Source organism: Rhodoblastus acidophilus (genome assembly GCF_900187365.1).
Classification (GTDB): Bacteria; Pseudomonadota; Alphaproteobacteria; order Rhizobiales; family Beijerinckiaceae; genus Rhodoblastus; species Rhodoblastus acidophilus.
Genome location: NZ_FYDG01000018.1, coordinates 17,514 through 41,107, shown reverse-complemented (window position 1 = coordinate 41,107; position 23,594 = coordinate 17,514). Strand labels below are relative to the sequence as shown.

Sequence of the window (23,594 nt, the reverse complement as noted above, 5' to 3'; positions counted from 1 at the left end):
CCGCTCTCTGCCGATAGGCGGGCATATTTCTATGCCGCCTCCTGATTTTCCGGGGCATTGCCGATTTCGGCGCCGCGCCGGCGCGCGCCGACGCGTTCGGCGCTTTCCGCGTGGGCGAGGCGATCGATCAGGGCGAGATCGACGTCGGAACAAGCGCCGGTGACTTCGAGGTCGACGAATTTGTGGTTCTCGCGCTCGATCTGCAGCGGCGTCGCACGCAGGAACAGAACGCCCGAGCCAAGATTGCCGCAGTAGAGCGTGACCGGTCCCGCCGCGTTCGGCGAGGGCGGCGGCTTGCCGATCTGTTTGAATGCCTCCGCAAAGGTTGCAGGATTCGGCGGCGTCCTCGCCCGGACGGCCGGATGGAAAATCCATGACGGGCGGTAGGGATCTTCTTTGCCGATTTGAATTTGGCGCAGGAGGGTGAGGATGTTGGCGTTCCGCAGGCGCGCGATCACGGCGCGCTCGACGTCGCGATAGGTATAGGTCGGATCGCCGAAGCAGGGCCGGCTCACGCATTGTTCCAGAGCCGTGATTTTGCCTTTCGCGCTCAGAAAAAACGTCTCGTAGAAGACGTCGCGGTCATAGTGAGCTATATTCCCGAAGGTGTTTGACAGCCTGCGGTAAAAGGCATTGTGGAATTTCGTGCGGGGAAAATCCTGCGCGACGAATTTCATCAGGGCGTTGGCGAAGTCCGCCTTGTCCTTGGCGGAATTCCATTTGGTCGGAGTAAAATCGCCGGCGCTGAAGGCCGGTTTGGTCAGGGCGCGCGTCAGGGCTGCGGAAAGCATCGCGGTATAGGCGCGCAGCAACGGGATCGTGCGGTCTTCCTGGTTCTCGTCCTTGATGTTCAGCTTCTTGTAGAAAAAGACGATGGTCCCCTTCTCGCCCTTGCGCACCTGCCAGCCGCGTTGGTCGGCCTGCTTGTACGAGCACCAGCGCGGATCGCCGGAGGTGAAGCTGAACGGAGCCATGGCGAGCGCAAGCGCGTTGATGCCGCGATAGAAACGCCCCGTGGTCGGGTTCATCGTGCTGTTGGCCGCCGCGCATTTCGAGGCGTCCCACGGTTTGCGCCAGGGCATGACGCCCTCTTCGAGTTTGGCGATGATGGTTTGGGTGAGTTCTTCGCAGTGGTCGCGGCGCGTGCTGGCGTTGCTGAACTTTTTCATCGGCTGTCCTTTCCATATTCTGGTCCGAAAACAGCCTCTGCGCTTCGCATCCCGGAGACCGCCGCAAGGGCGCGAAGCGCCGGGCTTGACCCTTGCGGCGGGCGACCGCGATGCGGTAGCGGGAATTCCTTTGCTCTCTTTTTTGTTATTTTCCTTCTTGGCCGCGCGGCAACGGCAAGCAGCAAGCGATTTGATGGGGGCGCGCCAAGCCGTCGGGCCGCCACCCGCCATGTTCACGGCGAGCGCTTGGCAAAGAGCGGCGATGACTTGACCGTCAAATCAGACTGGCGACGTTCATGCGGATCATATATCTTATGCAAGCCATGCAATGGAGGGCACATGGACGTGCTTAAGGTCTCTGCAGCTGAATTTCAGCGCAACATTGGTCGGTATCAAGACCTCGCTTTGCGCCAACCGGTCGCTGTCACCCGAAACGGCCGCGAAAGCTGTGTCCTGCTTTCAACCGAGGAATACCGGCGCCTACAGAGGCGGGCGCGTGAGGTTTTGAGCATCGACGATTTCACGGAGGCGGAAGTGGAAGCTGTGCGCGGCGCTGTCGCGCCGGATGACGCGGCGAATTTCGACAGCGAACTGCAGCGCTGACACGTGACTTGTACGAAGCCGACGCCCGGCCTGGTCATTCGTTACTCATATCTTTGGCTCAGCGAATTTTTGCGCGGGCAAGAAGAAGGGGTGAAGGATAGGCCCTGCGCTGTGCTGCTTGCATTGGCGGATGAAAGCGGTGAGCAGCGCGTAACAGTGCTACCGATCACGCACACGCCGCCCTCCGAATCGGACCATGCAGTCGAGATCCCGCCCGCGACCAAACTGCGTCTCGGTCTCGATCATGAACGTTCGTGGATTGTCTTAACGGAAAGCAATCGCTTCATTTGGCCTGGGCCAGACTTGAGGCCGGCGCCAAGGGGAGACGCATCCAGCGTCGCGTTTGGCCTGCTCCCGCGCGCGCTATTCATGGAAGTTCGCGATAAATGGTTGGCGCTTCGCGCAACGCGGGCGTCCCGCGTCGTGGCGAGAACCGAGTGACTGTCGCCTTGGACCCTTGCCGGCTTATTTGCGACATTGCGGGCTCAATCCACGAACGGCTGATAGATAGACCGAAGCAGACCGTCGCGTTGCCCAAGTCAGAACCGGCGCCGTGTTGGCGCTTCGATTCCCGCGACGTCGCTTTCACGCTGCAAACGATTTCGAAATCCTTGCCTAGAGAGAATGGTGGCGTGAACACCTTATCGACTTTTCCCCATATCGTATCTGATGACCAATCGTATCTCCTCAGCTTCAGTGAACCTGCGCTTCGGCGTTTCCAATCCGGAGAGGTGGACAATCCGCTTTGGCTCGAAGCCTTCCGTGAAAATTGGACCGGCTGGCGGTTGAGCCAAACCTGCGAAAGTCGGGGCATGTTCGACGGCAACAGCCCGTTCTGGAGCTTCGACCGTTTCAGCCGCACCTCGACGCGCCTGCCGGACGGCCGTCTGGTCCACGTCGCAGGCGAACACGAGGATTAGTACGACCCCGACTTTTACATCTATAACGATGTCATCGTCGAACATCCCGATGGATAGGTCGACTTCTACCTCTACCCGCGCGAGCTTTTCCCGCCGACCGATTTCCACACCGCCACCTTGATCGGCGAGGCGATCTATCTCGTCGGATCCTATGGCTATCATTTCGAGCGCGGCGCCGCGATTCAGGCGCTTCGCCTCGACACGCGCGATTTTCACGTCGAAACCGTCGAGACCTCGGGCGAGGTTCCGGACTGGATTTCCCGTCATCGCGCCGAGCGGATCGGCGAAACCGGACTCCTGATTTTCGGCGGCGCCATTTTCTCGCGGGACAACGCGCGCGTCTCGAATGGCGACCCGACCTGTTCGAACTCGACGTGACGACGCGCCCCTGGCGGCGCCGCGATCATGGCGACATCGCCCTGTTCGCGTTCCAGCCCGATGAAAATGGCCCACGCCGGTTTGCCGCGTTCGATCTGGAGATGCTGCATTGGCGCGACGAGGCGCTTTCGTGTTGAAACGGCTGGCCGCGCTCCATAGCGGCGCGGACTTGCATCAGGGATTGGCATAGCGGGCTTGTTCGGCGGCATATTCATCTTCCTGTGCGGGTTACCGTACAGCGCGACGGCGCTTCCCGCGCTTTCAACGGTCCATTTCGACCGCCGCAAGATTGAACGGATCTCGGCGGAAGCGATCCTGGCAGACCTCGACGGCAGACCGCTTGACGACCGAATCCTCGACATCGGCTTTCACATCATCGAGCGTGAATGCGCATAGGTCGAACACGCGCCTCCAGGCGGCGATGATCAGGCGATTGTTTTGACCACGCCGCCGCGCACCCAAGCGCCATTGGTGGCGGAGGCTTGCGCCGAACAGAGATAAACCTCCATGTTCGCCACTTCCTCGACCCCGGCGAGACGGCGCAGCAATGAACTGGGCCGGTGCTCCGCGATGAAACGCGTTTTCATTTCCTGCTGGAAAATCCCTTGGGCCTGGGCCATTTCGCCGAAGAAATCGCGGACGCCTTCCGAACGGGTCGGATCTGGCAGGACGGAATTCACCGTGACGCCGGTTCCGGCCGTGAACTCCGCAAGGCCGCGCGAGATGGCGAGTTGCGCCGTCTCGGTCCTGCCGTAATGGATCATTTCCGGCGGAATGTTCAGAGCCGATTCACTGGAGAGGAAAATGATCCGGCCCCAGTTTTTCTAGATCATTGCTAGCAGGTAGTGGCGCGAAAGGCGGATGCCGCTCAGGACGTTGGTCTCGAAAAACCGCAGCCAGTCGGCGTCCGTGATTTCGCCGAACGGTTTTGGTTTGAAGGCGCCGAGGTTGTTGACGACAATGTCGGCCGATCCCGCGGCCGAGATACAGGCGTCGACGCCCTTCGTCGTCGCCAGATCGGCGGCGGGGCCGCTGATCTCGGCGCCCGGAGCCAGCGCGCGCATGCGCGCCACGGCTTCGTTCAAGCGGGCTTCCTTGCGGCCATTGAGAATAACGCGGGCGTCCGATCGCACCAGGCCAAGGCCAATCGCGAAGCCGATGCCCGAGGTCGATCCCATCACAATCGCTGTTTTACCCTTGAACTCGATTTGCATGGCGTCGTCCTCGGATTTGGGTTGATCATGAACTCACGGATCCGTGTTCAATATTCCTGCTTCTCGCCCGGCGCGGAGATCGACGTCGGCAGGCCCGGCGTCCCCGCATAGGTGACGATAACCGAACAGGGCTCATCGTCGGTGACGCCGCGATGCTCGGTTCCAACCTGTTCGGCCAGCGCCTCGCCCGCCTTGACGACGCGCTTTTCGCCTGTGGCGCGGTCTTCAACGGTCAGGTGGCCGGAAAGGATATAGGCGGCGTTCGGCATGGGATGCTTGTGCCAGGGCAGGGTGGTGTGGGCGGGAATGGTCAGATGCAGCACGGTCAGTTCGGCCTGGCCCTCGGGATAGCGTCCATAGGGCCGTCCGTTCCAGGCCTCGCTGCTCTTGACCAGCACGTCAGCCTTCACAGCGGGTTGGGGGGCTTCCGCCGATGCGGCGATCGAGATCGCCGCGAGTATGAGCGCGGCGGTTGCGAGGTGATATGTTTTCATATGTCGTCTCCACAAGAGCGTTCAATTTCCGCCAAGAAACACCTCCAGGTCACGTGCAAATTTCACCGGGTTCTTGAACATCAGAAAATGATCGCCTTGCTCGGACTTGCCGTAAACATGAAGCTCGGCCTTGGGGATGACGGAGTGCGCCCAACGCTGGCTCGGCGCATTCGCGCTGAATTCGCCGGTGAAAATCGCCGTTGGCCTGTCGATCTTGGCGCGGACGACATCGCGCCAATCGTTGTTGGCGTGATCCCACAAAACCAGCGCCATGGCCTTCGGGTCATTGCGGATCACCTGTTGCGCGAAGGCTTCCGAGTTCGCGAACCACGGCGAATCCCGCAGCATGAAACGCGCGAGCAGGCTGGTGTCGTCGGCGCGCGGCGCTGCAGGCGGCGGCTGGTTGAGCGCGGCCAGAACCTGATCGGGCGCCGACGCCATGGCGCCGGCCTCGCTGCGTTCCTGCGCCGACCAGTCCGGGTGGCCGACGATGGCGATGGGCTCATCGACGAAACAAAGCTTGCGTATGCTCTTGGTTCCGAACAGATCGATGTAGCTCCAGATCACGGCAGCGCCCATCGACCAGCCGCAAAGGTCGGCGCGTTCGACGCCCAGATGATCGACCAGTTGCTTCAGGTCCATCGCGAGCCGCGCGATCCGCGTCCCATAGGCGACCTTCTGCGAGAGCCCCTGGTTGCGCGGGTCGAGCACGATCACGCGATGGTTTTTCGCCAGCAGGAACATCACGTTGACGTATTCCGCGCCGTTTCCGGACCAGCCCGGAACGAAGATCAGGGGCTCGCCGTGACCCGCCTCCCAATAGGCGAGCTTCACCCCGTCGTTGGTGGTGAAATGATGGATCTGAAGTTCGCTGAACTCACTGAGGCGAGACGGAAAGCCCTGGATTTTGTTGGGAAAGACGAAGTCCGCGCCCAGCACGCTGATTGCCGGTTCGGCCCGCGCCGGCGCGAGCGTGGCGGCGGTCGTCGCCAGACTCAGGGCGCTGGCGGCCAGCGTCTTTATAAGCGCGCCGCCTCGCAACCGGGATTTCATATCTCGAAACCTTCGAACTGCGTGAGATAGATCGCGCCGAACCCGTCAAGCCTTGCGCGGATCTCCGGCGTCGGCTCGCCGTAGACATAGAGCTTCTCGATCTTGGCCAGAGACAAAAAGGTTTCGGCATAGGGCGCGAACGTTTGGTCGATATGCGGCAGTACGCCGCTCATGCGATAGCCTTCGACGATGTGAACGACGCAACGGGCCTCATCCACCATGTATTGGTAGGTCAGCGTGTCCGCTTCCTTTCGGGCCTCCGCCACGATTGCCTTGACCAGATCATGAAATCGATCAAAATCGGCGGGGTCTACGCTAAGGTGATATTGCGTGATGATGTCCGCATGCATGGGGCGCGCCTCTCGATCTGGCTTCAATTGTATTTGTCGAATGTAATATTGCCCGAGGATTGATAAAGCCGGTATTATGCCACTCTTGATAGAGTGAGAGGCTACAATAATGGGGCAAGATCCGCTGGCGGGCGTCACGGTGTTTGTCGCCGCCGCCCGCGCCGGCAGTTTCACCCTTGCGGCGGATCGGCTCGGCCTCACCAAATCCGCCGTTGGCAAAACCATCGCCAAGATGGAGGAGCAGCTCGGATTCAAGCTGTTTCACCGCACCACCCGCATCTCGCGTCTGACCGCCGACGGCGAGGCCTATCTCGCCACCTGCGCCGCCGCGCTCGACGAGATCGTGGCGACGCGGGACGCGCTGGCGTCCGGCGCCCGCAAACTGAGCGGGCGTCTGCGCATCGACATGCCCGTGGTGTTTGGACGAAAGGTCCTGCTGCCGATCCTTTTCGACATCGTGCGGACCCATCCCGGCCTGAGCCTTGGGCTGAATTTCACCGACGCCAAGAGCGATCTGCTGCAAGACGATGTCGATCTGGCCATTCGCTTCGGCGCCTTGAAGGACAGCAGCACGCTGATCGCCCGGCGTCTGGCGACCCAGGAGCGGGTGATCTGCGCCTCGCCGGACTATCTCAGCGCTTATGGCGCGCCGGCCTCGCTTGCGGCCGTGCATGAGCATCGCTGCATTCTGGGCTCGACCAAGGGCCCGCCGTTGGCCTGGTTCGTACGGGAGAATGGCGCCGAAAAGCGATTTTTGCCTCCGGTCACCCACCAGTTCGGCGACGGTCAAGCCATGATCGATGCGGCGCTTGCCGGCCTTGGACTGTGCCAATTGCCGATTTTCATGGTGCGCGAGGCGTTGGCGCGCGGCGCGCTGCTGCGGGTGCTTCCGGAGGTTTCGGATGTGACGGTGGAAATCCACGCCGTCTGGCCGCGCGGCAAACAGCTCAACCCGCGTGTGCGTCACGTGGTCGATCGGCTGGTCGCCCATGCCGCGCTCGGGCGACTGGGTTAAAGGGGCGTCAACCGCGCCAGCCCGTTGTCCAATAACGCACGGCATATTTGAGGTCGGCCAGCAATCCGGATTGCGCACCGATCGTGATCGTGCAGGTCATGCCCGCCGCCAACTTCACGTCGCCGGGGATGGCGTCGAGCGCGACGCGCACGGGAATGCGCGGCGCCAGGCGCCCCCAGGTGAAGACCGGATTGACGGAGGCGAGGCTTGCGCCGGAGCTGTCGCCGTTCTGGTCGGCGATGCCCTGGCTCATGCTGTCCACCCGGCCATGCAGCGTGCGGCCCGGATAGCCCATCAGCACGAAATCGACGGCGTCGCCGTCGCGGATTCCGGCGATCTGGGTTTCTTCGAAATAGCCGGCCAGCCAGAAGGAACCGCTGTCCACGACGGTCATGGTCGGCCGCCCCGTTAAACTGCCGCTGTCGCTTCGCGGATTGCCGCAGGCGCTTTACGCTCTCCTTCGCGAGTAGCGACGCCGTCCGAGGGGGCGAAATCAGGCGACGGGCGCCAAGCCGTGGCCGGCCGAGGCGTCGGCTTCGCTCCTGACCACGCCCAGCAGCGCCAGGATACGGTCCCGCAAGCGGATGAATTCGGGCGCCGAGCGGTCGTGCGATTCGGCGCCGGAAACGGCGATCACGGCGGCGATCCGGCCAGGATCAGGCCGCATCACCACGACGCGATCGCCGAGATAGATCGCCTCATCGACATCATGGGTCACCAGGATCGCTGTGGTCCCGCCCTGGCGGACGATGCGCAGAAGTTCGTTTTGCAGGCGCAAACGGGTCAGAGCGTCGAGCGCGCCAAGCGGTTCGTCCAGCAGCAGGAAGCGCGGCCGGTTGGCCAGCGCCCGCGCGATCGCGACCCGCTGCGCCATGCCGCCAGACAGTTGCGCGGGCCAGGCTTCGGCGAAACGTTCGAGACCGACGAGCTTGACCAACTCGTCGACGCGTCCGGCCTTTTCACCCTTACCGAGCGCACTATGCCGCAAGGCGACCGCGATGTTGGAGCGGACGTTCAGCCATGGCAGCAGCCGATGGTCCTGGAACACGATGGCGCGGTCGAGGCCGGGACCCGCCACCTGCGCGCCATCGATCCGGATGTCGCCGTCATAGTCCGTGTCCAGCCCGAGGATCAGCCGCAGCAGGGTGGACTTACCGCAACCGGAAGCGCCGACAATGCTGACGAACTCGCCGTCGCGGACCCGGAGGTCAATGCCGCCGAGCACCGGCGAAGGACGCCCCGCGACCAGAAACCGCTTGCTGACACGTGAGATTTCCAGCGCGTTCGTGGCGGAAGGCGCAAGAGAGTCGATCACAGAGTCCTCCAGCGCAAGCAGCGGCGCTCGGCCGCGCGGGCCAGCAGGTTGAAGACGACCCCGACGCTGCCGAGCAGCAGGATGCACAGCAGCAGCTTGTCCATCAGGAACATCTGCTGCCCCTCGTTCATCTGGCCGCCCAGCCCCGGCGCGAGGTTAAACAGCAGTTCGGCCCCGACGGTCGCCGCCCAGGAGCAGATCAGCGCGGAATGCAGCCCGGTGAAAATCTGCGGCAGCGCGCAGGGCAGGGCGATCAGCGCGACAAAGCCCAACCGCCCCAGCAGCAGGACATCGGAAAGCTCGCGATAGCTTTTGGGAATTTCGGCGACGCCCCGCCAGCTGTTGACCAGCGTTGGTTGGAACGCGGCCATGGCGATGAAGGCGATCTTGCCGGCCTCGCCGCCGCCAAACCACATGGAGACCAGCGGGATCCAGGCGAACAGCGAAATCTGGCGATAGGTCATCAGCGTCGGCCCCACGACCCGCGCCAGCAAGGGGGAAAAGCCGAGGGCGAGTCCCGTGGCGACGCCGGCGAGGCCGCCGAGGAAAAAACCGGCGAGATCGCGACCGAGGCTCGCGAGCAGATGGCCGAGATAATCGTCATGGACGAAACCCTCCCACGCCCGCGCCGCCACCGCCTCCAGCGACGGCAGAAAGCGCGGGTCGACGCCGGGAAGATGCGCGCAAGCCTCCCAAATCAGCAGCGCCGCCAGGGGGGCGAGCCAGGGGCGCCAGCTCTTTGCATTAGGCCGCAGCGCGAGAAGATAAGTTGAACGGGAGCGGGTGGCGCGGAGAGCGGCGGTCAAGTTCATTGCGCGCCCTCCAACCGCCAGCGGCGCAGCCGGGTTTCAGCCATGCTCAGCAGGACGTGGAACGCGACGCCGATCAGCGCGATGATCGCCATGGCCGCCAGCACGACATCCAACTGGAACAATTGCCGGCCATAAGCCATCAGGTAGCCGAGCCCCTCGAACGAGGCGAGCAGTTCGGCCGCCACCAGCGCCTGCCAGGCATGGGCGAGGCCCTCGCGCAGGCCCGTGAAGATCGAGGGCAGCGCCGAGGGCAGGATGATGGTGCAAAAAGTCGCGCGGCGGTCGAGCATCAGCGCGCGGCCAAGCTCGCGAAAACCTTCGGGAACATCGCGGACGCCCTGCAAGGCGTAGAGCGCCGCGGGCATGAACGCCGCCCAGGCGATCAGGATGATCTTCAGCGCCTCGCCGATCCCGAACAGCACCATCAGCACGGGCATCCACGCGATGTGAGGGACCTGGTTGAAGGCGAGGAAGAACGGTTCGATATAGCTGCGCAACGTCCGCGACGCCCCGAGCAGGCCCCCGACCAGCACGCCGGCGCCAGCGCCGATGCCGAAGCCCGCTAGGACGCGCTGCAGACTGATCAATGTCGCGTCCCGGAGGGAGCCATCGGCGCAGCCCTCGCGCAGGGTCTGCCAGACGGCGGCGGGCGCGGGCAGGATTTGATCCGGAATCCAGCTATAACGCGCGCAGAAGATCCAGAGCGCCGCCAACAGCAGCGGGACGGCGAGAGCAAGACCCGCCGAGGCGGCGAAAGTCCGCAACTGGCGCAGACCGGCTGCAATGGCGGTCCCGCCCGCGACCGGCGCGGGCGGGGCGAGGGTCCATCCAAAGCTCATGCGCAAGGCCTCCCGGCGCAGTCCGTTAAAATATATAAAACTGATGTATTTTATAGACTGTTAAGAGAGCGCGTCAAGCGCTTTGTCGCCGCAGGCCGACGCCTGCGCCCGGCGCGGGCTAATTGCTGGCGTCGCGGGATTTTTCCACCTCGCCGTCGGCGATCTTTTCGCCCTTGGCGTCATGGACCGGCCAAAAATGCTCCAGGCCAAGATCTTTCAGCGCCTTGTCGAGATATTTCGTCTCAATCCACGCATCGAAGTCGATGTCCTTTTTCAGCAGGCCGTATGCCTTGCCGCGCCCGGCCTGCGACTTCAGGCGGGCGATGGCGTAGGCGTCGAGCAGGGGCGTGCTTCGATCCGCCAGACGTTCGCCCTCGTGATCGACGACGAAGCTGGAGACGGGAATGCCGGATTTGGCCCAGATTTCGAACACCTTGTCGCGATTGGCTTCGTCCGACGTGTAGCGCGCCGCCTTGACCAGTGCGGTTACGACCTTTTGGGTGGCCTCGGGATGGGCCTCTTCGAACGCGTCGGTCACCAGAACCGCGGCGCTGCGGCCCAGTTCGTTCGCTTCGCTCTTGGTCGAATAGACGACTTTGACCAAGCCGCGGCGGACGAGATCAAGATATTCGGCGGCGCCGAACACCGCCTCGACATTGCCGGACAGCAGGGCGGATATGGCGGCGGCTTGGTCCAGGCTGACAAAGCGGACATCCTTCTCGCTCAGACCATGCGCCTCAAGGGCGCGATCCATGGCGATCTGGAGGTTGGTGCCGCGGAATTGCGAGACTTTTCGCCCCTTCAAATCCGCAATGGACTTGATGTCGGAATTGGCGAGCGTCACCAGATAGAGCGGTTCGCGCACGCCGACGCCGAGCACCAGCTTGGTCGGCAGCCCCCGCGATTTGCCGACCAGCGCGGGAAGATCGCCCAGCGCGACGAAGTCGAGTCGCCCCGCCGCGAGCGATTCATTGACCGCCGGGCCGGCGCCGCGGAACAGGGTGTAGCTGATTTTGACGTCCGGCTCGTCCTTGAATTCGGCCTCGACGAATTTCTCCGAATGCGCCACCGCGACCAGGCTGTTGGGGACGAAGGGCCGGCCTTCGAGCCCTGTTCCGGGGATGCCGATCCGAATTTGCGTCTCGGCGCCCGCCCCGGCGGCGGCGAGCGCGCCCGGAAAAAGGGCGAGAAGGATGAGGGCGGCCAGGGAAGGACGGCGTGCGACCATGTGAAGTCTCCGATTGCGGCCTAATTATCTTGTTATCCGATCATAAATATAGATTATAACATTGCAAGACCGCTCCGCCGCGCCAGAAAGATCCCCATGCAGTCCTCCGACGCCCGCCGCCTGCTCCTGGGCTATCTCCTTCTCAACGCCTCGATCGGAATCGCCGTCGGCATGACGCAGTTGGCGCTGCCGCTGTTCGCGTTTCATCTCGGCGCCTCGCCCGCCGAGATCGGCGTGATGCGCGCCGTGGCCGGGGCCGGCCTGCTGCTCACCGCCATTCCCGCCGGCTTGCTAAACGACCGGTTCGGCTCGCAGGCCATGTTTCACATCGGCAATGTCGCGGGCATTCTCTGTTGCCTCATGCTGCCGTCGATCCAGGCGCTGTCGTTGCTGCTGTTTGCCTTGGGCGCGGAGGGCGTCGCGCGTTCGGTCAAGTTCAACGCGCTGAGCAGTTCGTTCTATCGCGCCTTGCCGTTGATCGGCGTCGACAAGGTCGGCTGGTCGCGCGCGTCCTTTTCAATCGGGCTCGGCTTCGTCGGGCCGCTGCTCGGAGGGGCGCTGGTCGGGCGCGGCGACTTCGCCGTCGTGTTCTTCCTGGCGGCGGCGATCCAGCTCGTTCCGAGCCTGATCTTCGCGCGGCTGGCGCCGATGCGGCGCAAAGGCGCATCGGCGCCGGAACGCCTTGGCGTGCGCGGCGCCGCGCGGGCCTATGCCGGCCTGCTCGCGCATCGCGACGTGCCGGCGGCCCTGGGCGCCGAGGCGATCAGCGCCGGCTGTTTCAACATCTTCAACGCCTTCATCGGCGTCGCCGTGACAACGGAGTTGGCCATGCCGGCCTGGAAAGCCGGCCTGTTCGTCGGGGCCGAAGGCGTCGCTTATATTTTCGCGCTGTTCCTGCTCGGACGGCTCGCGCAGCGCCATGGCTACCGGGCCGTCGCGTTGTCCGGACTCGCCTTGCTGTCGCTGGCGCTGACCGGCGTGTCGCTGTCGTCGGGCGAAGAGGTCCTGATCGGTTTTTCCGCTTTGCTCGGCGTCGGGCTCGGCCTGCTCAATCTGGCGGCCGCGACCCGCGCGGCCACGCTGCCCGGCGAAAAGGGCAAGGTGGCGGCGCTGTTTTCCACGGCGGTGAGCGTCGGCATCGTGGTCGCGCCGATTTACGCCGGAATCGTCGCCACTTTCTGCGGGTGTCGCGCCGTCTTCATCGCCTTCGTTCCGACCTGCCTGCTACTGGCGGCCTATACCGCCAGCCGACGGGCGGACGTCCCGCTGGAGGAAGACGAGGCTCCGGAAACGGCTTAGCGGGCGGCGCTCACAGCATCCAGCGCCCGCCGTTCACGTCGAGCGTCGCACCGATGAGATAGCTGGCGTCGGGTGAGGCCAGGAACAGCGCCGCGGCGACGATTTCCGCGTTCTCGCCCAAGCGTCCGGCCGGTATGTCGGACAGGATGCGCGCTCTCAGGTCGTCGGGCAAATCGTCCCAGACCGCATCGAGACGCGAGCTCGACCGGATGATTCCGGGCGCGACCACATTGACATTGATCCCGAATGGGGCCGCCTCGCGGGCGACCTGCCGGCTGAACGCCTGGACGCCGGCCTTGGCGGCCGAATAGGCGGGGCCGGCGAGAATGGTCATGGCCCGTCCGGCTTGCGACGAAATGTTGACGATCTTGCCGCCGCCCTGCCGTTTCAGCACGGGCAGAACCGCCTGCGTGACCAGGAACACGCTTTTCAGATTGGTGGCGAAAACAGCGTCCCATTCCTGTTCGGATATGTCCTCGACCCGCTTTGCGCCGCCGTCGCCGCCAGCGTTGTTGACGAGAATGTCGATGCGGCCGAAGGCGGAGAGCGCGCTTTCCACCAGGCGCTGGACCTCGGACCGGCTGGCGACGTCGGCGCGGACGCCGATGGCCGCGCCCTCCGCCGCCTTGATGCGCCCGACCACGCGCTCGATGCGGTCGGGGTCGCGGCCGTTCACGACGACCGCCGCGCCCCTCGCGGCGAAGGCGAGGGCGATCGCCTCGCCAATGCCCGATGACGCGCCGGTGACGAGGGCGACCTTTCCTTCGAAACTCATGAATGCTCTCCGAACAAAAGTCTGGCGGCGCCGGCAGGCGCGCGATCAAACCGCTTGCGCTCGCGACCGTGTGGCTTTAAATAACATATTATCGATCGGATTTATAGTGATATAGAGGCGGCATTAGGCGTCGCCACCCTTTTTCCAGAACAGGAGAGACATGATGGCGACATCGGAAATCGGATTGAAAGACCGCCTGTATCAGGAACTTGCCCTGAAAGCCGAATTGCAGACCGATGGCCTCGCCATCGATTCGCAGACGTTGCAATCCATCGCGCCGGGCGTGAAGACGCAGGAAGCGGTGCACTGCCTGTTCGCGATGGATTTCGAGGTCTACAAGGGCCAGCTTCCGGCGTATTGCCGGCTGCCGCTCGGCCTTGTCGTGCCGTTCCGATGGAATCCCAAGGCGCAGAACCGCCTGACGCTCGATGGCGGGCGCGTCATTGTCGCGCGCGGCGATCATGAGCTTTCCGAAGCGACCTTCCCCGAGCGCCCCGGCTATTACGGCAAGAAGACCAGCGACGGCGCCGCCATGGAGACCATCGGCCTGCTCGGCGCCGAGCGGCAGCTGTTCGTCGCCTATTCCAACGAATGCTCCTACAAGGAGAAGGGCGAAGACTGCCTGTTCTGCAACATCAATTTCACCGCCGACACTTATGGCGAGCGTGAGGGCGTTTTCTGGAAGAGCGCCCGGCAGATCGGCGAGGTTTACGCCGAGGCGCGCCGCCTCAACCTCGTCGACAAGGTCACCATCTCCGGCGGCGTCATCCCCGAGCGGCGCGAGCTGGAATATTACAACGATGTGGCCGAGGCGATCCAGCGTTATGGCGGCGTCGAGGATTTCAACGGAACCGCCGTGGTCGCCGCGCCGATCGACCTGCGCAACATCGACCGCTTCAAGGAGGCCGGCTTCCGCACCACGGCGATGAACATCGAAATCTGGGAAAAGGGCATTTACGACGTGATCTGCCCCGGCAAGTCGCGCGAAAGCGGCGGCTGGGACCATTGGCGCGCGGCGTTGGAATATGCGGTCAAGGTGTTCGGCCACGGCCATGTGCGCTCGAACATTGTCGCCGGCATCGAGCCGAAGCGCTCGACGCTCAAGGGCGTCGAATATTTGTCCAACAAGGGCGTGGTCGCCACCGCGAGCGTTTGGTGCCCTAATCCGGGTTCCGAGCTTTACGGCCATCGCGCGCCGGAGCCGGCCTGGTACATCGACCTCGCCCACCAGATCGCGTCGATCTGGGGCAAGGCGGGCTTCACCTGGGCCAATCTTTACGATTCCAATGCGGGCGTTGAAACGTTGCAGCACGACATCTGGCGCATCGAGCGCGAGACGCTGCCGATCTTCAAGCAAAGCAAGTTCGCCGCCGCCGCCGAGTAATTCGACCGGCCTCTTTCAGCAGCGCGAGGAGAAATTTCTTGAGCTCGACACCCAAGCATATCGCCATTTACGGCAAGGGCGGCATCGGCAAGTCCACCACGACCTCGAACATCAGCGCCGCCCTCGCGGAATCGGGGCGCCGCGTCATCCAGATCGGTTGCGATCCCAAGAGCGATTCCACCGTGATCTTGCGCGGCGGCGCCGAACTGCCCACCGTGCTCGACAGCCTGCGCGACCGCGCGCGGCCCAGCCTGGAGCAGATCTCGACCATCGGCTTCGGCGGCGTGCTGTGCATCGAGGCCGGCGGCCCGGTGCCCGGCGTGGGATGCGCCGGGCGCGGCATCGCCGCCGCGGTCGACCTCCTGGACGAACTGCAGGTGTTCGAGAAATTCAAGCCGGACTACGTGCTTTACGACGTGCTCGGCGACGTGGTCTGCGGCGGCTTCGCCGTGCCGATCCGCGACGGCATCGCGGAAAGCGCTTTCGTGGTGGCCTCGTCGGATTTCATGGCGGTGTTCGCCGCCAATAACCTGTTCAAGGCCATCGACAAATACGCCGCCACGGGCGGCGCGCGGCTCGGCGGCGTCATCGCCAACAGCATCCAGACGCCCTACGCCCGCGAGTTGCTCGACGATTTCGCCGCGCGCACGGGAACGGAAATCGTCGGCTATGTGCCGCGCTCGCAGGCGGTCGCGCAGTCCGAACTCTATGGGCAGACGGTGATCGAGGCGCAGCCCTATTCGGAGCAGGCGGAAATCTATCGCGCGTTGGCGCGCCGGGTGGTCGGCGATCACGAAACGCGCCTGCCCAGGCCGCTCAACGGCCCGGAGTTGAAGGACTGGGCCAGGAGCTGGGGCGACCGCATCTTCGGCGTCGAGCGCGACGCCAACAACGAGGCGAGGCTTTAGCCTTGGCGCGCCGCTCCCGTCTGCTCCCCCGCGAAACCCGCCTGGGCGCGCTCGGCGCGCGTCTGGCCGACGCCGAAGCCGTGGCCGCCGATTTCGCCGGCGACGACCTGCCGCAAAAGCGCATCCGCACCTTTTCGGAAGCCGCGCATGACGATCTCAGCGTCGCCCTGCATGTGCTCGGACTCGTCGAAGACCTCGGTCTCGTCGTCCACGGCCCGCGCGGCTGCGCGGTGGGCGCCGACGCGCCCCTGGAGCGCATCGCCGTCACCGATCTCGACCAGCGCGACACCGTGCTCGGCGCCGGCGACGCCCTCGCCCGCGCGCTCCTGCGCCTGGACGAAACCGCCGGTCCCGCCGCCCTTGTGGTGCTGGGATCGCCGGTGGTCGCGATCAACAACGATGAAATTCGCGCTGTGGTCGCCGAAGTGGCCGACCAGATCGGCAAGCCCGTGGTCTGGGCGCGCACCGACGGGTTCCGCTCCCACATCGCCGCCACCGGCGCCGACGCCGCCGCCGACGCCCTTCTCAATCTGATCGGGGCGCCGGAGGGCGAACGCGAGCCGGACCTCGTCAATGTCCTGACATGCTGGACGGGCGCCGCCGTGGACGATTTCGTGGCTGCACTGGATTCTCTTGGCTTGCGCGTCAACCTGCTGCCCGCCGGCGCCCATGTCGCCGACCTTCGACGGGCGGCGCGCGCCAGCGCGAGCGTCGTGCTCGATCCCGACGGTCTGGACGCGCTCGCTTCCGGCCTGGCGGAACGGTTCGGCGTCCCCGTTCTCGAAACGCCGCCGCCGGTCGGGCCGATGGCCACCGCCACGGCCCTTACGGGCCTCGCCGATCTCGTTGGCCGAGAAATCCATGTCGACGGGTCGTCGCCGCCGATCGAAAGCCTGCGGAGCCGGCGCGTCGTTCTGGCGGGACCCTCGGCTTTCGCCTTCGCGCTGTCCGATCTCGTCGAGGAGGCCGGCGGCGAGGTGGTCGGCTTGACCGTGCCGCATCTCGACCGCTCTCACGCCCAAAATCTCGCGCGCTTCTCCGCGCGCCGTCCCCGGGCGCAGATCCATGTCGGCGAGGCCCAGGGGTTCGAACTCGCCAATGTGTTGCAGCGTCTCGCGCCCGACGTCGTCGTCGGCTCCGCCGACGCGGTCGCCGCCGCGTTGCGGCTCGGCGTCCCCGCCGCGCGGCTCGACCCCGCCGCCGTGATAGGCGTTCCCGGCGCGCGCGCCCTCGCCAAGGCCGTGGACGACGCCCTCGCCGGCGCCGCGCTGGCGGCGCGGCTCGCGCGCAGCTCGGCGCGCTATTCCGCCGGCTGGCTGCGCCGCAGCCCGGACTGGCACGTCAAGCTGGAGGTGAAGTAATGTCCCGTCCGCTGGTCGGATTCCATGACGGCTGCGCCCTGCATGGCGCGCTGGCCACGGTCGCAGCGATCGAGGGCGTGACGCCTCTGGTGCACTCGACGCCGGGCTGCGCCTTGCGCGGCGCTTTCGCCACGGCGGGCGCGCAAGGGTTTCGCGGCGCGCCGATCCATCTGTCGCCGATTTCCTCCACCAATCTGGCCGAGAAGCACATTGTGTTCGGCGGCGCCTCGCGGCTGCGCGAGCAGATCAAGAACACCCTGAGCGTGCTGCCGCGCGGTCTGCTGGTGGTGATCACGGGATGCCCGACCGAAATGATCGGCGACGACGTTCCCGCCATGGTGCGGGAGGCCGTCACGCAGGGCGAGTCGGTGATCGATGTCGGGGCCGCCGGTTTTCTCGGCTCCGCCCATGGCGGCTACGAACGGGTTCTCGCCGCCCTGGCGGCGCGGGTGGACGAACTTCGATTGCCGGCCGCGCCGGCAGCGCCGGGACTGGTCAATATTTTCGGCGTCGTTCCCCGTTATGACGAGACCTGGGCGTCCGATCTCGACGAAATCAGCCGGCTGCTGGCTGCGGTCGGCCTCGTCGCCAATCCGATTTTCGGGCCGGGCGGAGGCCTGTCTTCCCTGGCGGCTCTGCCCAAGGCCGTGGCGAGCCTCGTGCTGTCGCCCTGGGGGCTGGCGCCCGCCGAGGCGTTGAAGGCCAAGGCCGGCGTTCCCATCGTGGCGGTCGAGGGACTGCCGGTCGGCGCCGACGCCGTCCAAGATCTGCTGCGCCGCCTCGCCGCGGCGACTTCGCTGATCGACGATGCGGCGGTCGAGCGCCTGCTGATTTCCGAACGGCGCTTCGAGGATTTCGCGCTCGACGAAACGCTTTTGGCGTTGAGCCGTCTTGGCCGGCGCCGTGTCGCCATCGCCGGCAACAGCGTGATCGCGGGGCCGATCGCCCGCTTCCTGGTCACGAACCTGGGCTGGGACGGGCGGGCGCTGGTGCTGACCGACGAACCCACGGGCGACTCCGGCCTTTCCGCTTTCGCCGGGCGGGTGATCTCGACGGCCGATGGGGCAGCCGTCAAGGCGGCGATCCGCGACGCCGAACCGGATTTCCTGATCGCGGGCGCGCGTTACGGCGCGCTGGCCGGCGAACTGGCCATCCCTTTCGCGCCGATCGCCGATCTCGGCGGCCGCGCCGCCTTGTCTGGCGGTTTTACCGGCGCGCGCGGCGTCGCTCGCCTGCTCGCCGCACTCACGGCGGCGCAGACGCCGGTTGTGGAGACGAAGCGCGCGGCCGCGCGGGCGTGATTCCGATCTTGTCGATGACGACAAAGGCGCTGTCGATCACGTCGATCTGGCCATATTCGATGAAAACGATCGAGGAACCTTCTTTCATGGGATGGGACTGGGCGGCGCCAGTCCAAGCATGGCTGAAGGTACGACATTTCCTTTCGGCCAAATAGATGCGAGCCCCGCTGGAGCGGGGACCATTGTAATCCGCCACGGCTCGGCGGGCAGTTCAGCCCCGCATCCGCAGGGATGATCATTAACTACCCTGAATGAATGCCATAGGTCAAAGCTTCGAAAGCGGCGGTCTCGGAGCCATCACCCTCCCGGCCGCTCCCAGACAAACCCCGCGATGCGCGGATCGGCGGCGAAGGCGGCGCGATCAAAACCAATCTTCCCGACGGGAAATTCGCAGATCGCATGGGCGCCGGCCGGGCCGACTTTTAGCCGCCACGTGCGGCGCTCCAGCGGGCGCGGCTCGGCGAAGACGGCGCGATCGAGCACGGCGAGGTTCTTGCCGTGTTGCGGATCACGCACGGATTCATAGCGCAACAGCGCGATATGATCGGCGCGCGCGTCGTCGGCCAGCGCTTGGCAAGCGGAATAGTCGGTTGGGTGCGTCCAGGTCGCCCGCTCATCGGAGAGGGGCGCCGCGGTGAGGTCCAGGCTGCGCTCCGTCCGCAACGCCACCGAAAAGGCGGTGAACTCAAACGGGTTGACTGGCCAAGGCGTCTGGGGCGACTCCGCGAAAAACAGCAGTCGATAAAAGGCGAGTTCCGCCATGGCGGTTTCCGGCTGCTCCGCAGCGTAGAATACGCCGGGCGTCTTGCCCGCGCGGCGAAACCGCGAGCCGTGCGGGTAGATCGCCCCATAGCGAAAAGGCGTCGCCAGCAAATAATCGAGCGTGCGGCATTCGGCGGGCATATCCGGCTTGGTCTGCTCTATCAGGCTTTCGAGAATCTCCTGTTCTTCGAGATCATCCGTCAGCTTGAGAGTTGAAACCTTATGTTGCGCTTCGACCAATCTCCAACCGACGCCTTCGTATAGTCGAACATCAAACGATCGCACGACGGGCGTCCAGATAGGCGATGACGTCCACCAGACCGGCGATCGTCATGATCCGATTGATCGGCGCATCGTTGAACACAAGGTTCGGGCTGGTGAGCCAAACGCGGGCCACGGCCTCGTCGCCGCCGGTCATCGCGTCCAGAGCCCGGAACAATCGCACGAACAGCACCGAAAGTTCGAACGGCTTGCCATCCCGCTCCAGAACTGTGGCGCCGGTCTTGAGCCGCGAAACCGTCGGTTCGGAAACGCCGATCACCTTGCCGAGCATCTTGGCGGTCAGGCCAAGCCGCTCGGCGGCGCGAAGCGTCGCTTTTGCAATGACAGCGGTTTCCTTCGATGGGGACGGGGTCTTGGGAGACTTTGACGCAGCTTTCATGAGAAATTAATACCACAATAATCTTTCAATAGAAATGGAATTGCGAACGTCGACGATCAGAAACGAAGTCCGAGCACGGAATCGTAACCCGCAGGTAGTTTCGGCCCCTTCGGGCTTCCATCCGCTGACGCTGATGTTTTTAGGCGGCCTGCCTGCGGTCGTTAGGGGGAAGCCAGGGTGCTCTCCCGCAAGCAATATCGACGTGACCTTGGCTTCTCCGCTGCGCTCCTCGCGCGGCGGGCAGGCCTCCTCACTATCGATAAGGGGCGGGTTATCGATCTTGAGAAGAACCGTTTGCTGATCATTTTCTCACGGCCACCCGCCGCCTCCGCTCCTACGCCAGCGGCTCCGCCTCGCGCCTCTCAGCGCACCGCGCGCGTTGTTCCGATCAAAGTTTGCGATAGAAGAGGACACGACCTCCGGGCGCAATTTGACTGAGATAATCGAAATCGCGAATGTTACGGGTCAGGACGGTCGCGCCCAGCGCTTGCGCCTGCAAATAGATCAGCGCGTCGTTGAGGAATTTGCGGTCCTGGCCTTGCGACGGCGATGTTCCCGCAAGGCGTATGAGGAGGCCGGCCAGGATGCCCGCTTCGCCCCATGTCCTAGCGATCGGCGCATGCAGCCGATGGGCGGGGATGTCGTCCACGACACCCTTGATCGCCGCCAAACTCTTTTTCGTGTCGGCATGCCCGGGATCGAGGCGGCCGAAAGCATGCGTGAGCTCGGACAGGCAGACAGCCGAATGCTCACAGATGCGCATGGCGATGAGGCTCTTGAGCGCGTCCGGAGCGTTGCCCTGCAACACATCGATATAGACGGTGGTGTCGTAAAGCAGGGGGCCGCCGACAAGAGGCTCGTCGTCGACAAACGGCAGGTCGCCATCCGCTCGGCGCATGAGAACCGCTTTTTGTTTTTGCGGCTTGATCCGGTTGAGGGCGCTTGAAAGCTCAAAACTCAAGGTCGAGGCCCTTGGGAACGGAGCCCTCACGACGAAGCAGCTTGACCCCGAAATCGTCTTCGAGCGCGAGACGTGACAAGGCGAGTTCGATCAGGTCGGTGTCGGAACTGACCTGGGCGCGCGCCTTGGCCGCCGCGAGCAGATGGCCGGAAACACGGCCGGAGACGCGCGCGTCCTTGGCGGCGCCAATGAGGCCGACGGATTTCGCCTGATCCAGCACCAACTGGTTGCGCCTCTTCGTCATCTCGACGCCCGAAAGCTCGGATTTCACGGATTGATGCGGCATGGCTTGCTCCTTGTTCAACAATATATAAAACTCGTTGAACGCAATAGCAAGGCAGCGCTATTGTGCGCGAAGCTCCGGTAATGCTTCCTTCCTGTTGGCGCTTGGCGTTTTGATCCACGCACCTGCTCCATGTGGAGGGATGGCGCGCTTGGGCAAAGGCCGTGAAGCGAATAGACTTCTACCAAACTGAAGCTCTGGGCCACAGGAGCGCCCGGAAAAGATGGACGGGGAGCATGACTCCACCTCATCAGTGATGACTTCCAGCCCAGGATAGGCCGCAACGTGCGCGACTCTTCTGCACGTTTAGGAGGTCACGCCAACGTAGGGAGAAGCAGATCAGACAACACACCTCTATTTTTACGCGGTCGTATGCCGCATAAGATGCTGATCTTCATCGGCAAGCGCCAAAGTGCGACTTCTTAGGCCCCGATCACAACTGTCGACGGGGCCATTGCTTTTTTTAAGGACCGGAGCGGTTCAGTTCTAGAATAATTTATCTTTTCAGAAATCCGAACCAGAATTCCCGCGTTTGGCGACAGCAAAAGCGTGGGGAAACTGGATGCGGGTTCGCCTACCAAGCGACCATGCCCCCGGCAACTCTCACGCCGCTTCGGATTTCGCCTCGACCTCGCCCGGCGAGGTGTCGTCATACGCCACGACCCCACGCAGCATCTCTTCCACCTCGCGGAACCGATCGAGCGCCCACGAAATGGTTTCGGGGTCGCCGGCGGCGATGATCTCGTTTTTCGCCGTCTGCAATTTGGCGGCGGCGATTCCCGCCAGTTCCAATGCTTTCCGCGCCATTCGAAGCTCCGTATAAAATCGAAGCGAGGCCTACACCCGCGATCTTGCGCCGGGCGTTTTGTCGGAGATCAATTCGCAATTGCCGCGGATCGACGCGAACTATGAGGCGCCGCAACAACGCACAGGAAAGGTTTTAGGGATTGGCCGACCCGCAGGAGCCACCGCACAGGGAGACTCTTGTCGGCTCGGTCGAGCGCGTGACCTTCCACAACGAGGACAACGGCTTCGCCGTCCTGAAGGTGAAGGCGCGCGGCCACCGCGACCTCGTTCCCGTGGTGGGCCATGCGGCGTCGATTTCGGCTGGCGAGTTCATCCACGCCGTCGGCGTCTGGTTCACCGACCGGATGCACGGGCTGCAATTCAAGGCCGACTTCCTCAAGACCACGCCGCCGACGACCGCCGAGGGGATCGAGAAATACCTCGGCTCCGGCATGGTGCGCGGCATCGGCCCCAAGTTCGCCCAGCGCATCGTCGCCGCCTTCGGCGAGGGAACCTTCGAGATCATCGAAGCAGAGCCGGCGCGGCTGCGCGAGGTGTCGGGCATCGGCGAAATGCGCGCGACTCGGATCGCCGCTGGCTGGGCCGAGCAGAAGGCGGTGCGCGACATCATGGTGTGACGGGCGAGGGGGCGCTACGCAGGACCGAAAGACGCGAACTCACCGTTGCTTCACCGCCCACTTCGGTCCGTGTCGACGTAACCGGTCGAATGGGCGCCGCGCGTGCGTCGACGGCCAGCGGTCGTAGTCTCTTCGAGGGGGAGATTGAAGGATGCGTGGCGAGTTTCAATGGCGACTGACCCGCCGAGCCCCTTGACAAGCAAGATCGTCTGTAGCCGATGATTTGCTCATCTGAATACTTGAAGCGCGAGACAGACGCATGACGGACGACACGCAGGCCACCGCCCCAACTTCTGACGTTGAACCGACCACTGTGACGACGCCGTCGGAAACGGTCGAGACTTCAACCACGACGGCTCCGGTCAAGACGAGGCGGGCAGCACGCGGCGGCGCGAAGGCGACGAAGCCGGCCAAGACGACAAGCGAGCGCAAAGGGGCGAAAGCGAAGCAAGCGGTGACGCCCGTCTCGGAAGAAATCAACGAGCCTGTCGCGATGCCGACGAAGAAAAGAAGCCCTGTGCGGGCGGCGAAGGCGGCCAAGCCCGCCAAGGTGACGGACACGGTCGAGGCCCCGACTGCGGTCAAGTCCGGTCGCGGTAAGCGCGCCAAACCCGAAAAGGCGTCGAGGCTGGCCAAGGTGGTGAACGCGGCGAGCAAGCGGACCAAGGCCGCCGCCGCTGTCGCCGCCAAAAAACCCGCCGCGACCGGTTCGCGCGGACGTAGCGACACTGCCCGCTATACGACGAACGAATTGAACAGCGCCGCCCGCAAGGCCGGCCTGATCATTGAATTCACGCCGACGGTCGCCAAGCCCGCCAGCATCGGCCGCGGCCCCGCCAAGGAGTTCAAGGTGGACGTCATCGTCGCGAATCTGCGCGGCTCAAACGGCGATCTCATTCGCGATCGCGGCCCGGGCACGCCGCTTCACAACGACGCCGAAAGCCTCGCCGCCGTCGAAATCTTCGAGAAGTTTCGCGGCAGGACTTTTCACAACAAGCTCAAGGTTGAGATCTTCTAACGGAGGCTTGCACCTCGCCAACGACCTTCGCGGTTGTTGGCGAGGGCTCTTGTTGGCTTATCTTGGG

Annotated in this window: 27 protein-coding genes and 3 pseudogenes; 14 read left to right on the top strand and 16 right to left on the bottom strand. The window is 64.2% G+C overall.

The window, feature by feature from the left end; genetic code table 11:
* Window positions 1-29: 29 nt before the first annotated feature.
* A complete protein-coding gene (locus tag CFB24_RS19585; RefSeq protein ID WP_088522323.1) occupies window positions 30-1,169 on the bottom strand; it encodes an ArdC-like ssDNA-binding domain-containing protein in 1,140 nt (379 codons plus the stop codon).
* 339 nt (window positions 1,170-1,508) lie between these two features.
* On the opposite strand from CFB24_RS19585, the gene CFB24_RS19580 reads away from it, so the two are divergent.
* The 5 genes from CFB24_RS19580 to CFB24_RS19560 all read left to right on the top strand — a co-directional run bounded on the left by CFB24_RS19580 (window position 1,509) and on the right by CFB24_RS19560 (window position 3,466).
* Window positions 1,509-1,772, top strand: a complete 264-nt coding sequence (locus CFB24_RS19580; RefSeq protein WP_244593316.1) for a type II toxin-antitoxin system Phd/YefM family antitoxin — start codon at window positions 1,509-1,511, stop codon at window positions 1,770-1,772.
* A 731-nt stretch (window positions 1,773-2,503) separates the two neighbouring features.
* Complete coding sequence (locus tag CFB24_RS23195; protein WP_088522321.1) at window positions 2,504-2,692, top strand: hypothetical protein; 189 nt, start codon at window positions 2,504-2,506, stop codon at window positions 2,690-2,692.
* 117 nt (window positions 2,693-2,809) lie between these two features.
* On the top strand, window positions 2,810-3,070 hold the full coding sequence (locus CFB24_RS19565; RefSeq protein ID WP_088522320.1) for a hypothetical protein: 261 nt from the start codon (window positions 2,810-2,812) through the stop codon (window positions 3,068-3,070).
* Window positions 3,067-3,207 carry a hypothetical protein gene (locus CFB24_RS23190; RefSeq protein WP_158255323.1) on the top strand — a complete coding sequence of 47 codons (141 nt, stop codon included), beginning with the start codon at window positions 3,067-3,069 and terminating at the stop codon, window positions 3,205-3,207. The genes CFB24_RS19565 and CFB24_RS23190 overlap by 4 nt, the downstream gene beginning before the upstream one ends.
* Before the next feature lie 58 nt (window positions 3,208-3,265).
* Window positions 3,266-3,466, top strand: a complete 201-nt coding sequence (locus CFB24_RS19560) for a type 1 periplasmic-binding domain-containing protein (RefSeq protein WP_088522319.1) — start codon at window positions 3,266-3,268, stop codon at window positions 3,464-3,466.
* A 29-nt stretch (window positions 3,467-3,495) separates the two neighbouring features.
* On the opposite strand, the pseudogene CFB24_RS19555 reads toward CFB24_RS19560, so the two are convergent.
* The 3 genes and pseudogenes from CFB24_RS19555 to CFB24_RS19545 form a co-directional block, all read right to left on the bottom strand.
* A pseudogene (locus CFB24_RS19555) lies at window positions 3,496-4,284 on the bottom strand (SDR family NAD(P)-dependent oxidoreductase).
* Window positions 4,285-4,331: 47 nt separating this feature from the next.
* Window positions 4,332-4,778, bottom strand: a complete 447-nt coding sequence (locus CFB24_RS19550) for a cupin domain-containing protein (protein ID WP_088522318.1) — start codon at window positions 4,776-4,778, stop codon at window positions 4,332-4,334.
* Between the two features lie 21 nt (window positions 4,779-4,799).
* Window positions 4,800-5,771, bottom strand: a complete 972-nt coding sequence (locus CFB24_RS19545; protein ID WP_425332125.1) for an alpha/beta fold hydrolase — start codon at window positions 5,769-5,771, stop codon at window positions 4,800-4,802.
* Here CFB24_RS19545 and CFB24_RS24095 point away from each other — a divergent pair.
* Window positions 5,716-5,856, top strand: a pseudogene (locus CFB24_RS24095) (hypothetical protein); the annotation flags it as partial. The gene CFB24_RS19545 and the pseudogene CFB24_RS24095 sit on opposite strands and share 56 nt — an antisense overlap.
* Here the strand turns inward: CFB24_RS24095 and CFB24_RS19540 are convergent.
* Window positions 5,828-6,181 carry a hypothetical protein gene (locus tag CFB24_RS19540; protein WP_088522316.1) on the bottom strand — a complete coding sequence of 118 codons (354 nt, stop codon included), beginning with the start codon at window positions 6,179-6,181 and terminating at the stop codon, window positions 5,828-5,830. The pseudogene CFB24_RS24095 and the gene CFB24_RS19540 overlap by 29 nt on opposite strands.
* Before the next feature lie 109 nt (window positions 6,182-6,290).
* Between CFB24_RS19540 and CFB24_RS19535 the strand changes: the two genes are divergently transcribed.
* Window positions 6,291-7,196 (top strand): LysR family transcriptional regulator, encoded by a 906-nt coding sequence (locus CFB24_RS19535; protein WP_088522315.1) that lies wholly within the window; start codon window positions 6,291-6,293, stop codon window positions 7,194-7,196.
* 7 nt (window positions 7,197-7,203) lie between these two features.
* Here CFB24_RS19535 and CFB24_RS19530 read toward each other — a convergent pair whose 3' ends face one another.
* The 5 genes from CFB24_RS19530 to CFB24_RS19510 form a co-directional block, all read right to left on the bottom strand.
* The gene (locus CFB24_RS19530) at window positions 7,204-7,590 is read right to left on the bottom strand and encodes an HlyD family secretion protein (RefSeq protein ID WP_088522314.1); all 387 of its coding nucleotides are present in this window, start codon (window positions 7,588-7,590) and stop codon (window positions 7,204-7,206) included.
* Window positions 7,591-7,689: 99 nt separating this feature from the next.
* Window positions 7,690-8,511 carry an ABC transporter ATP-binding protein gene (locus tag CFB24_RS19525; RefSeq protein WP_244593317.1) on the bottom strand — a complete coding sequence of 274 codons (822 nt, stop codon included), beginning with the start codon at window positions 8,509-8,511 and terminating at the stop codon, window positions 7,690-7,692.
* Window positions 8,508-9,323 (bottom strand): ABC transporter permease, encoded by an 816-nt coding sequence (locus CFB24_RS19520; RefSeq protein ID WP_088522313.1) that lies wholly within the window; start codon window positions 9,321-9,323, stop codon window positions 8,508-8,510. Before CFB24_RS19520 ends, CFB24_RS19525 begins: the two co-directional genes overlap by 4 nt.
* Window positions 9,320-10,162, bottom strand: coding sequence for an ABC transporter permease (locus CFB24_RS19515; RefSeq protein ID WP_088522312.1), 843 nt, complete (start codon window positions 10,160-10,162; stop codon window positions 9,320-9,322). Before CFB24_RS19515 ends, CFB24_RS19520 begins: the two co-directional genes overlap by 4 nt.
* A gap of 118 nt (window positions 10,163-10,280) precedes the next feature.
* Window positions 10,281-11,390 (bottom strand): ABC transporter substrate-binding protein, encoded by a 1,110-nt coding sequence (locus tag CFB24_RS19510; protein ID WP_088522311.1) that lies wholly within the window; start codon window positions 11,388-11,390, stop codon window positions 10,281-10,283.
* Window positions 11,391-11,486: 96 nt separating this feature from the next.
* Here CFB24_RS19510 and CFB24_RS19505 point away from each other — a divergent pair, with 96 nt between their 5' ends.
* A complete protein-coding gene (locus CFB24_RS19505) occupies window positions 11,487-12,689 on the top strand; it encodes an MFS transporter (RefSeq protein WP_088522310.1) in 1,203 nt (400 codons plus the stop codon).
* 10 nt (window positions 12,690-12,699) lie between these two features.
* Here the strand turns inward: CFB24_RS19505 and CFB24_RS19500 are convergent, their stop codons facing one another.
* A complete protein-coding gene (locus CFB24_RS19500; protein WP_088522309.1) occupies window positions 12,700-13,464 on the bottom strand; it encodes an SDR family NAD(P)-dependent oxidoreductase in 765 nt (254 codons plus the stop codon).
* A 163-nt stretch (window positions 13,465-13,627) separates the two neighbouring features.
* Between CFB24_RS19500 and CFB24_RS19495 the strand changes: the two genes are divergently transcribed.
* From CFB24_RS19495 to CFB24_RS19480, 4 genes are read left to right on the top strand one after another with little or no spacing between them, the layout of a single operon-like run.
* Complete coding sequence (locus CFB24_RS19495) at window positions 13,628-14,848, top strand: radical SAM protein (protein WP_088522325.1); 1,221 nt, start codon at window positions 13,628-13,630, stop codon at window positions 14,846-14,848.
* 38 nt (window positions 14,849-14,886) lie between these two features.
* Window positions 14,887-15,756, top strand: coding sequence for a nucleotide-binding protein (locus CFB24_RS19490; protein ID WP_088522308.1), 870 nt, complete (start codon window positions 14,887-14,889; stop codon window positions 15,754-15,756).
* Window positions 15,757-15,758: 2 nt separating this feature from the next.
* Window positions 15,759-17,117 (top strand): nitrogenase component 1, encoded by a 1,359-nt coding sequence (locus CFB24_RS19485; protein WP_088522307.1) that lies wholly within the window; start codon window positions 15,759-15,761, stop codon window positions 17,115-17,117.
* Complete coding sequence (locus CFB24_RS19480; protein WP_088522306.1) at window positions 17,117-18,418, top strand: nitrogenase component 1; 1,302 nt, start codon at window positions 17,117-17,119, stop codon at window positions 18,416-18,418. The genes CFB24_RS19485 and CFB24_RS19480 overlap by 1 nt, the downstream gene beginning before the upstream one ends.
* A gap of 297 nt (window positions 18,419-18,715) precedes the next feature.
* Here CFB24_RS19480 and CFB24_RS19475 read toward each other — a convergent pair whose 3' ends face one another.
* The 5 genes from CFB24_RS19475 to CFB24_RS19455 form a co-directional block, all read right to left on the bottom strand.
* Window positions 18,716-19,420 carry an RES family NAD+ phosphorylase gene (locus tag CFB24_RS19475; RefSeq protein WP_244593318.1) on the bottom strand — a complete coding sequence of 235 codons (705 nt, stop codon included), beginning with the start codon at window positions 19,418-19,420 and terminating at the stop codon, window positions 18,716-18,718.
* Window positions 19,421-19,451: 31 nt separating this feature from the next.
* A complete protein-coding gene (locus tag CFB24_RS19470) occupies window positions 19,452-19,841 on the bottom strand; it encodes an antitoxin Xre/MbcA/ParS toxin-binding domain-containing protein (RefSeq protein WP_088522304.1) in 390 nt (129 codons plus the stop codon).
* A 388-nt stretch (window positions 19,842-20,229) separates the two neighbouring features.
* Window positions 20,230-20,802, bottom strand: a complete 573-nt coding sequence (locus CFB24_RS19465) for a type II toxin-antitoxin system VapC family toxin (protein ID WP_088522303.1) — start codon at window positions 20,800-20,802, stop codon at window positions 20,230-20,232.
* Window positions 20,792-21,088 carry a hypothetical protein gene (locus CFB24_RS19460; RefSeq protein ID WP_088522324.1) on the bottom strand — a complete coding sequence of 99 codons (297 nt, stop codon included), beginning with the start codon at window positions 21,086-21,088 and terminating at the stop codon, window positions 20,792-20,794. Before CFB24_RS19460 ends, CFB24_RS19465 begins: the two co-directional genes overlap by 11 nt.
* 600 nt (window positions 21,089-21,688) lie before the next feature.
* Window positions 21,689-21,892 carry a hypothetical protein gene (locus tag CFB24_RS19455; protein ID WP_088522302.1) on the bottom strand — a complete coding sequence of 68 codons (204 nt, stop codon included), beginning with the start codon at window positions 21,890-21,892 and terminating at the stop codon, window positions 21,689-21,691.
* A gap of 140 nt (window positions 21,893-22,032) precedes the next feature.
* Between CFB24_RS19455 and CFB24_RS19450 the strand changes: the two are divergent.
* Window positions 22,033-22,506: pseudogene (locus CFB24_RS19450) on the top strand (YrrC family ATP-dependent DNA helicase); the annotation flags it as partial.
* Between the two features lie 262 nt (window positions 22,507-22,768).
* On the top strand, window positions 22,769-23,527 hold the full coding sequence (locus CFB24_RS19445; RefSeq protein WP_088522301.1) for a hypothetical protein: 759 nt from the start codon (window positions 22,769-22,771) through the stop codon (window positions 23,525-23,527).
* The last annotated feature ends 67 nt before the right edge of the window (window positions 23,528-23,594 follow it).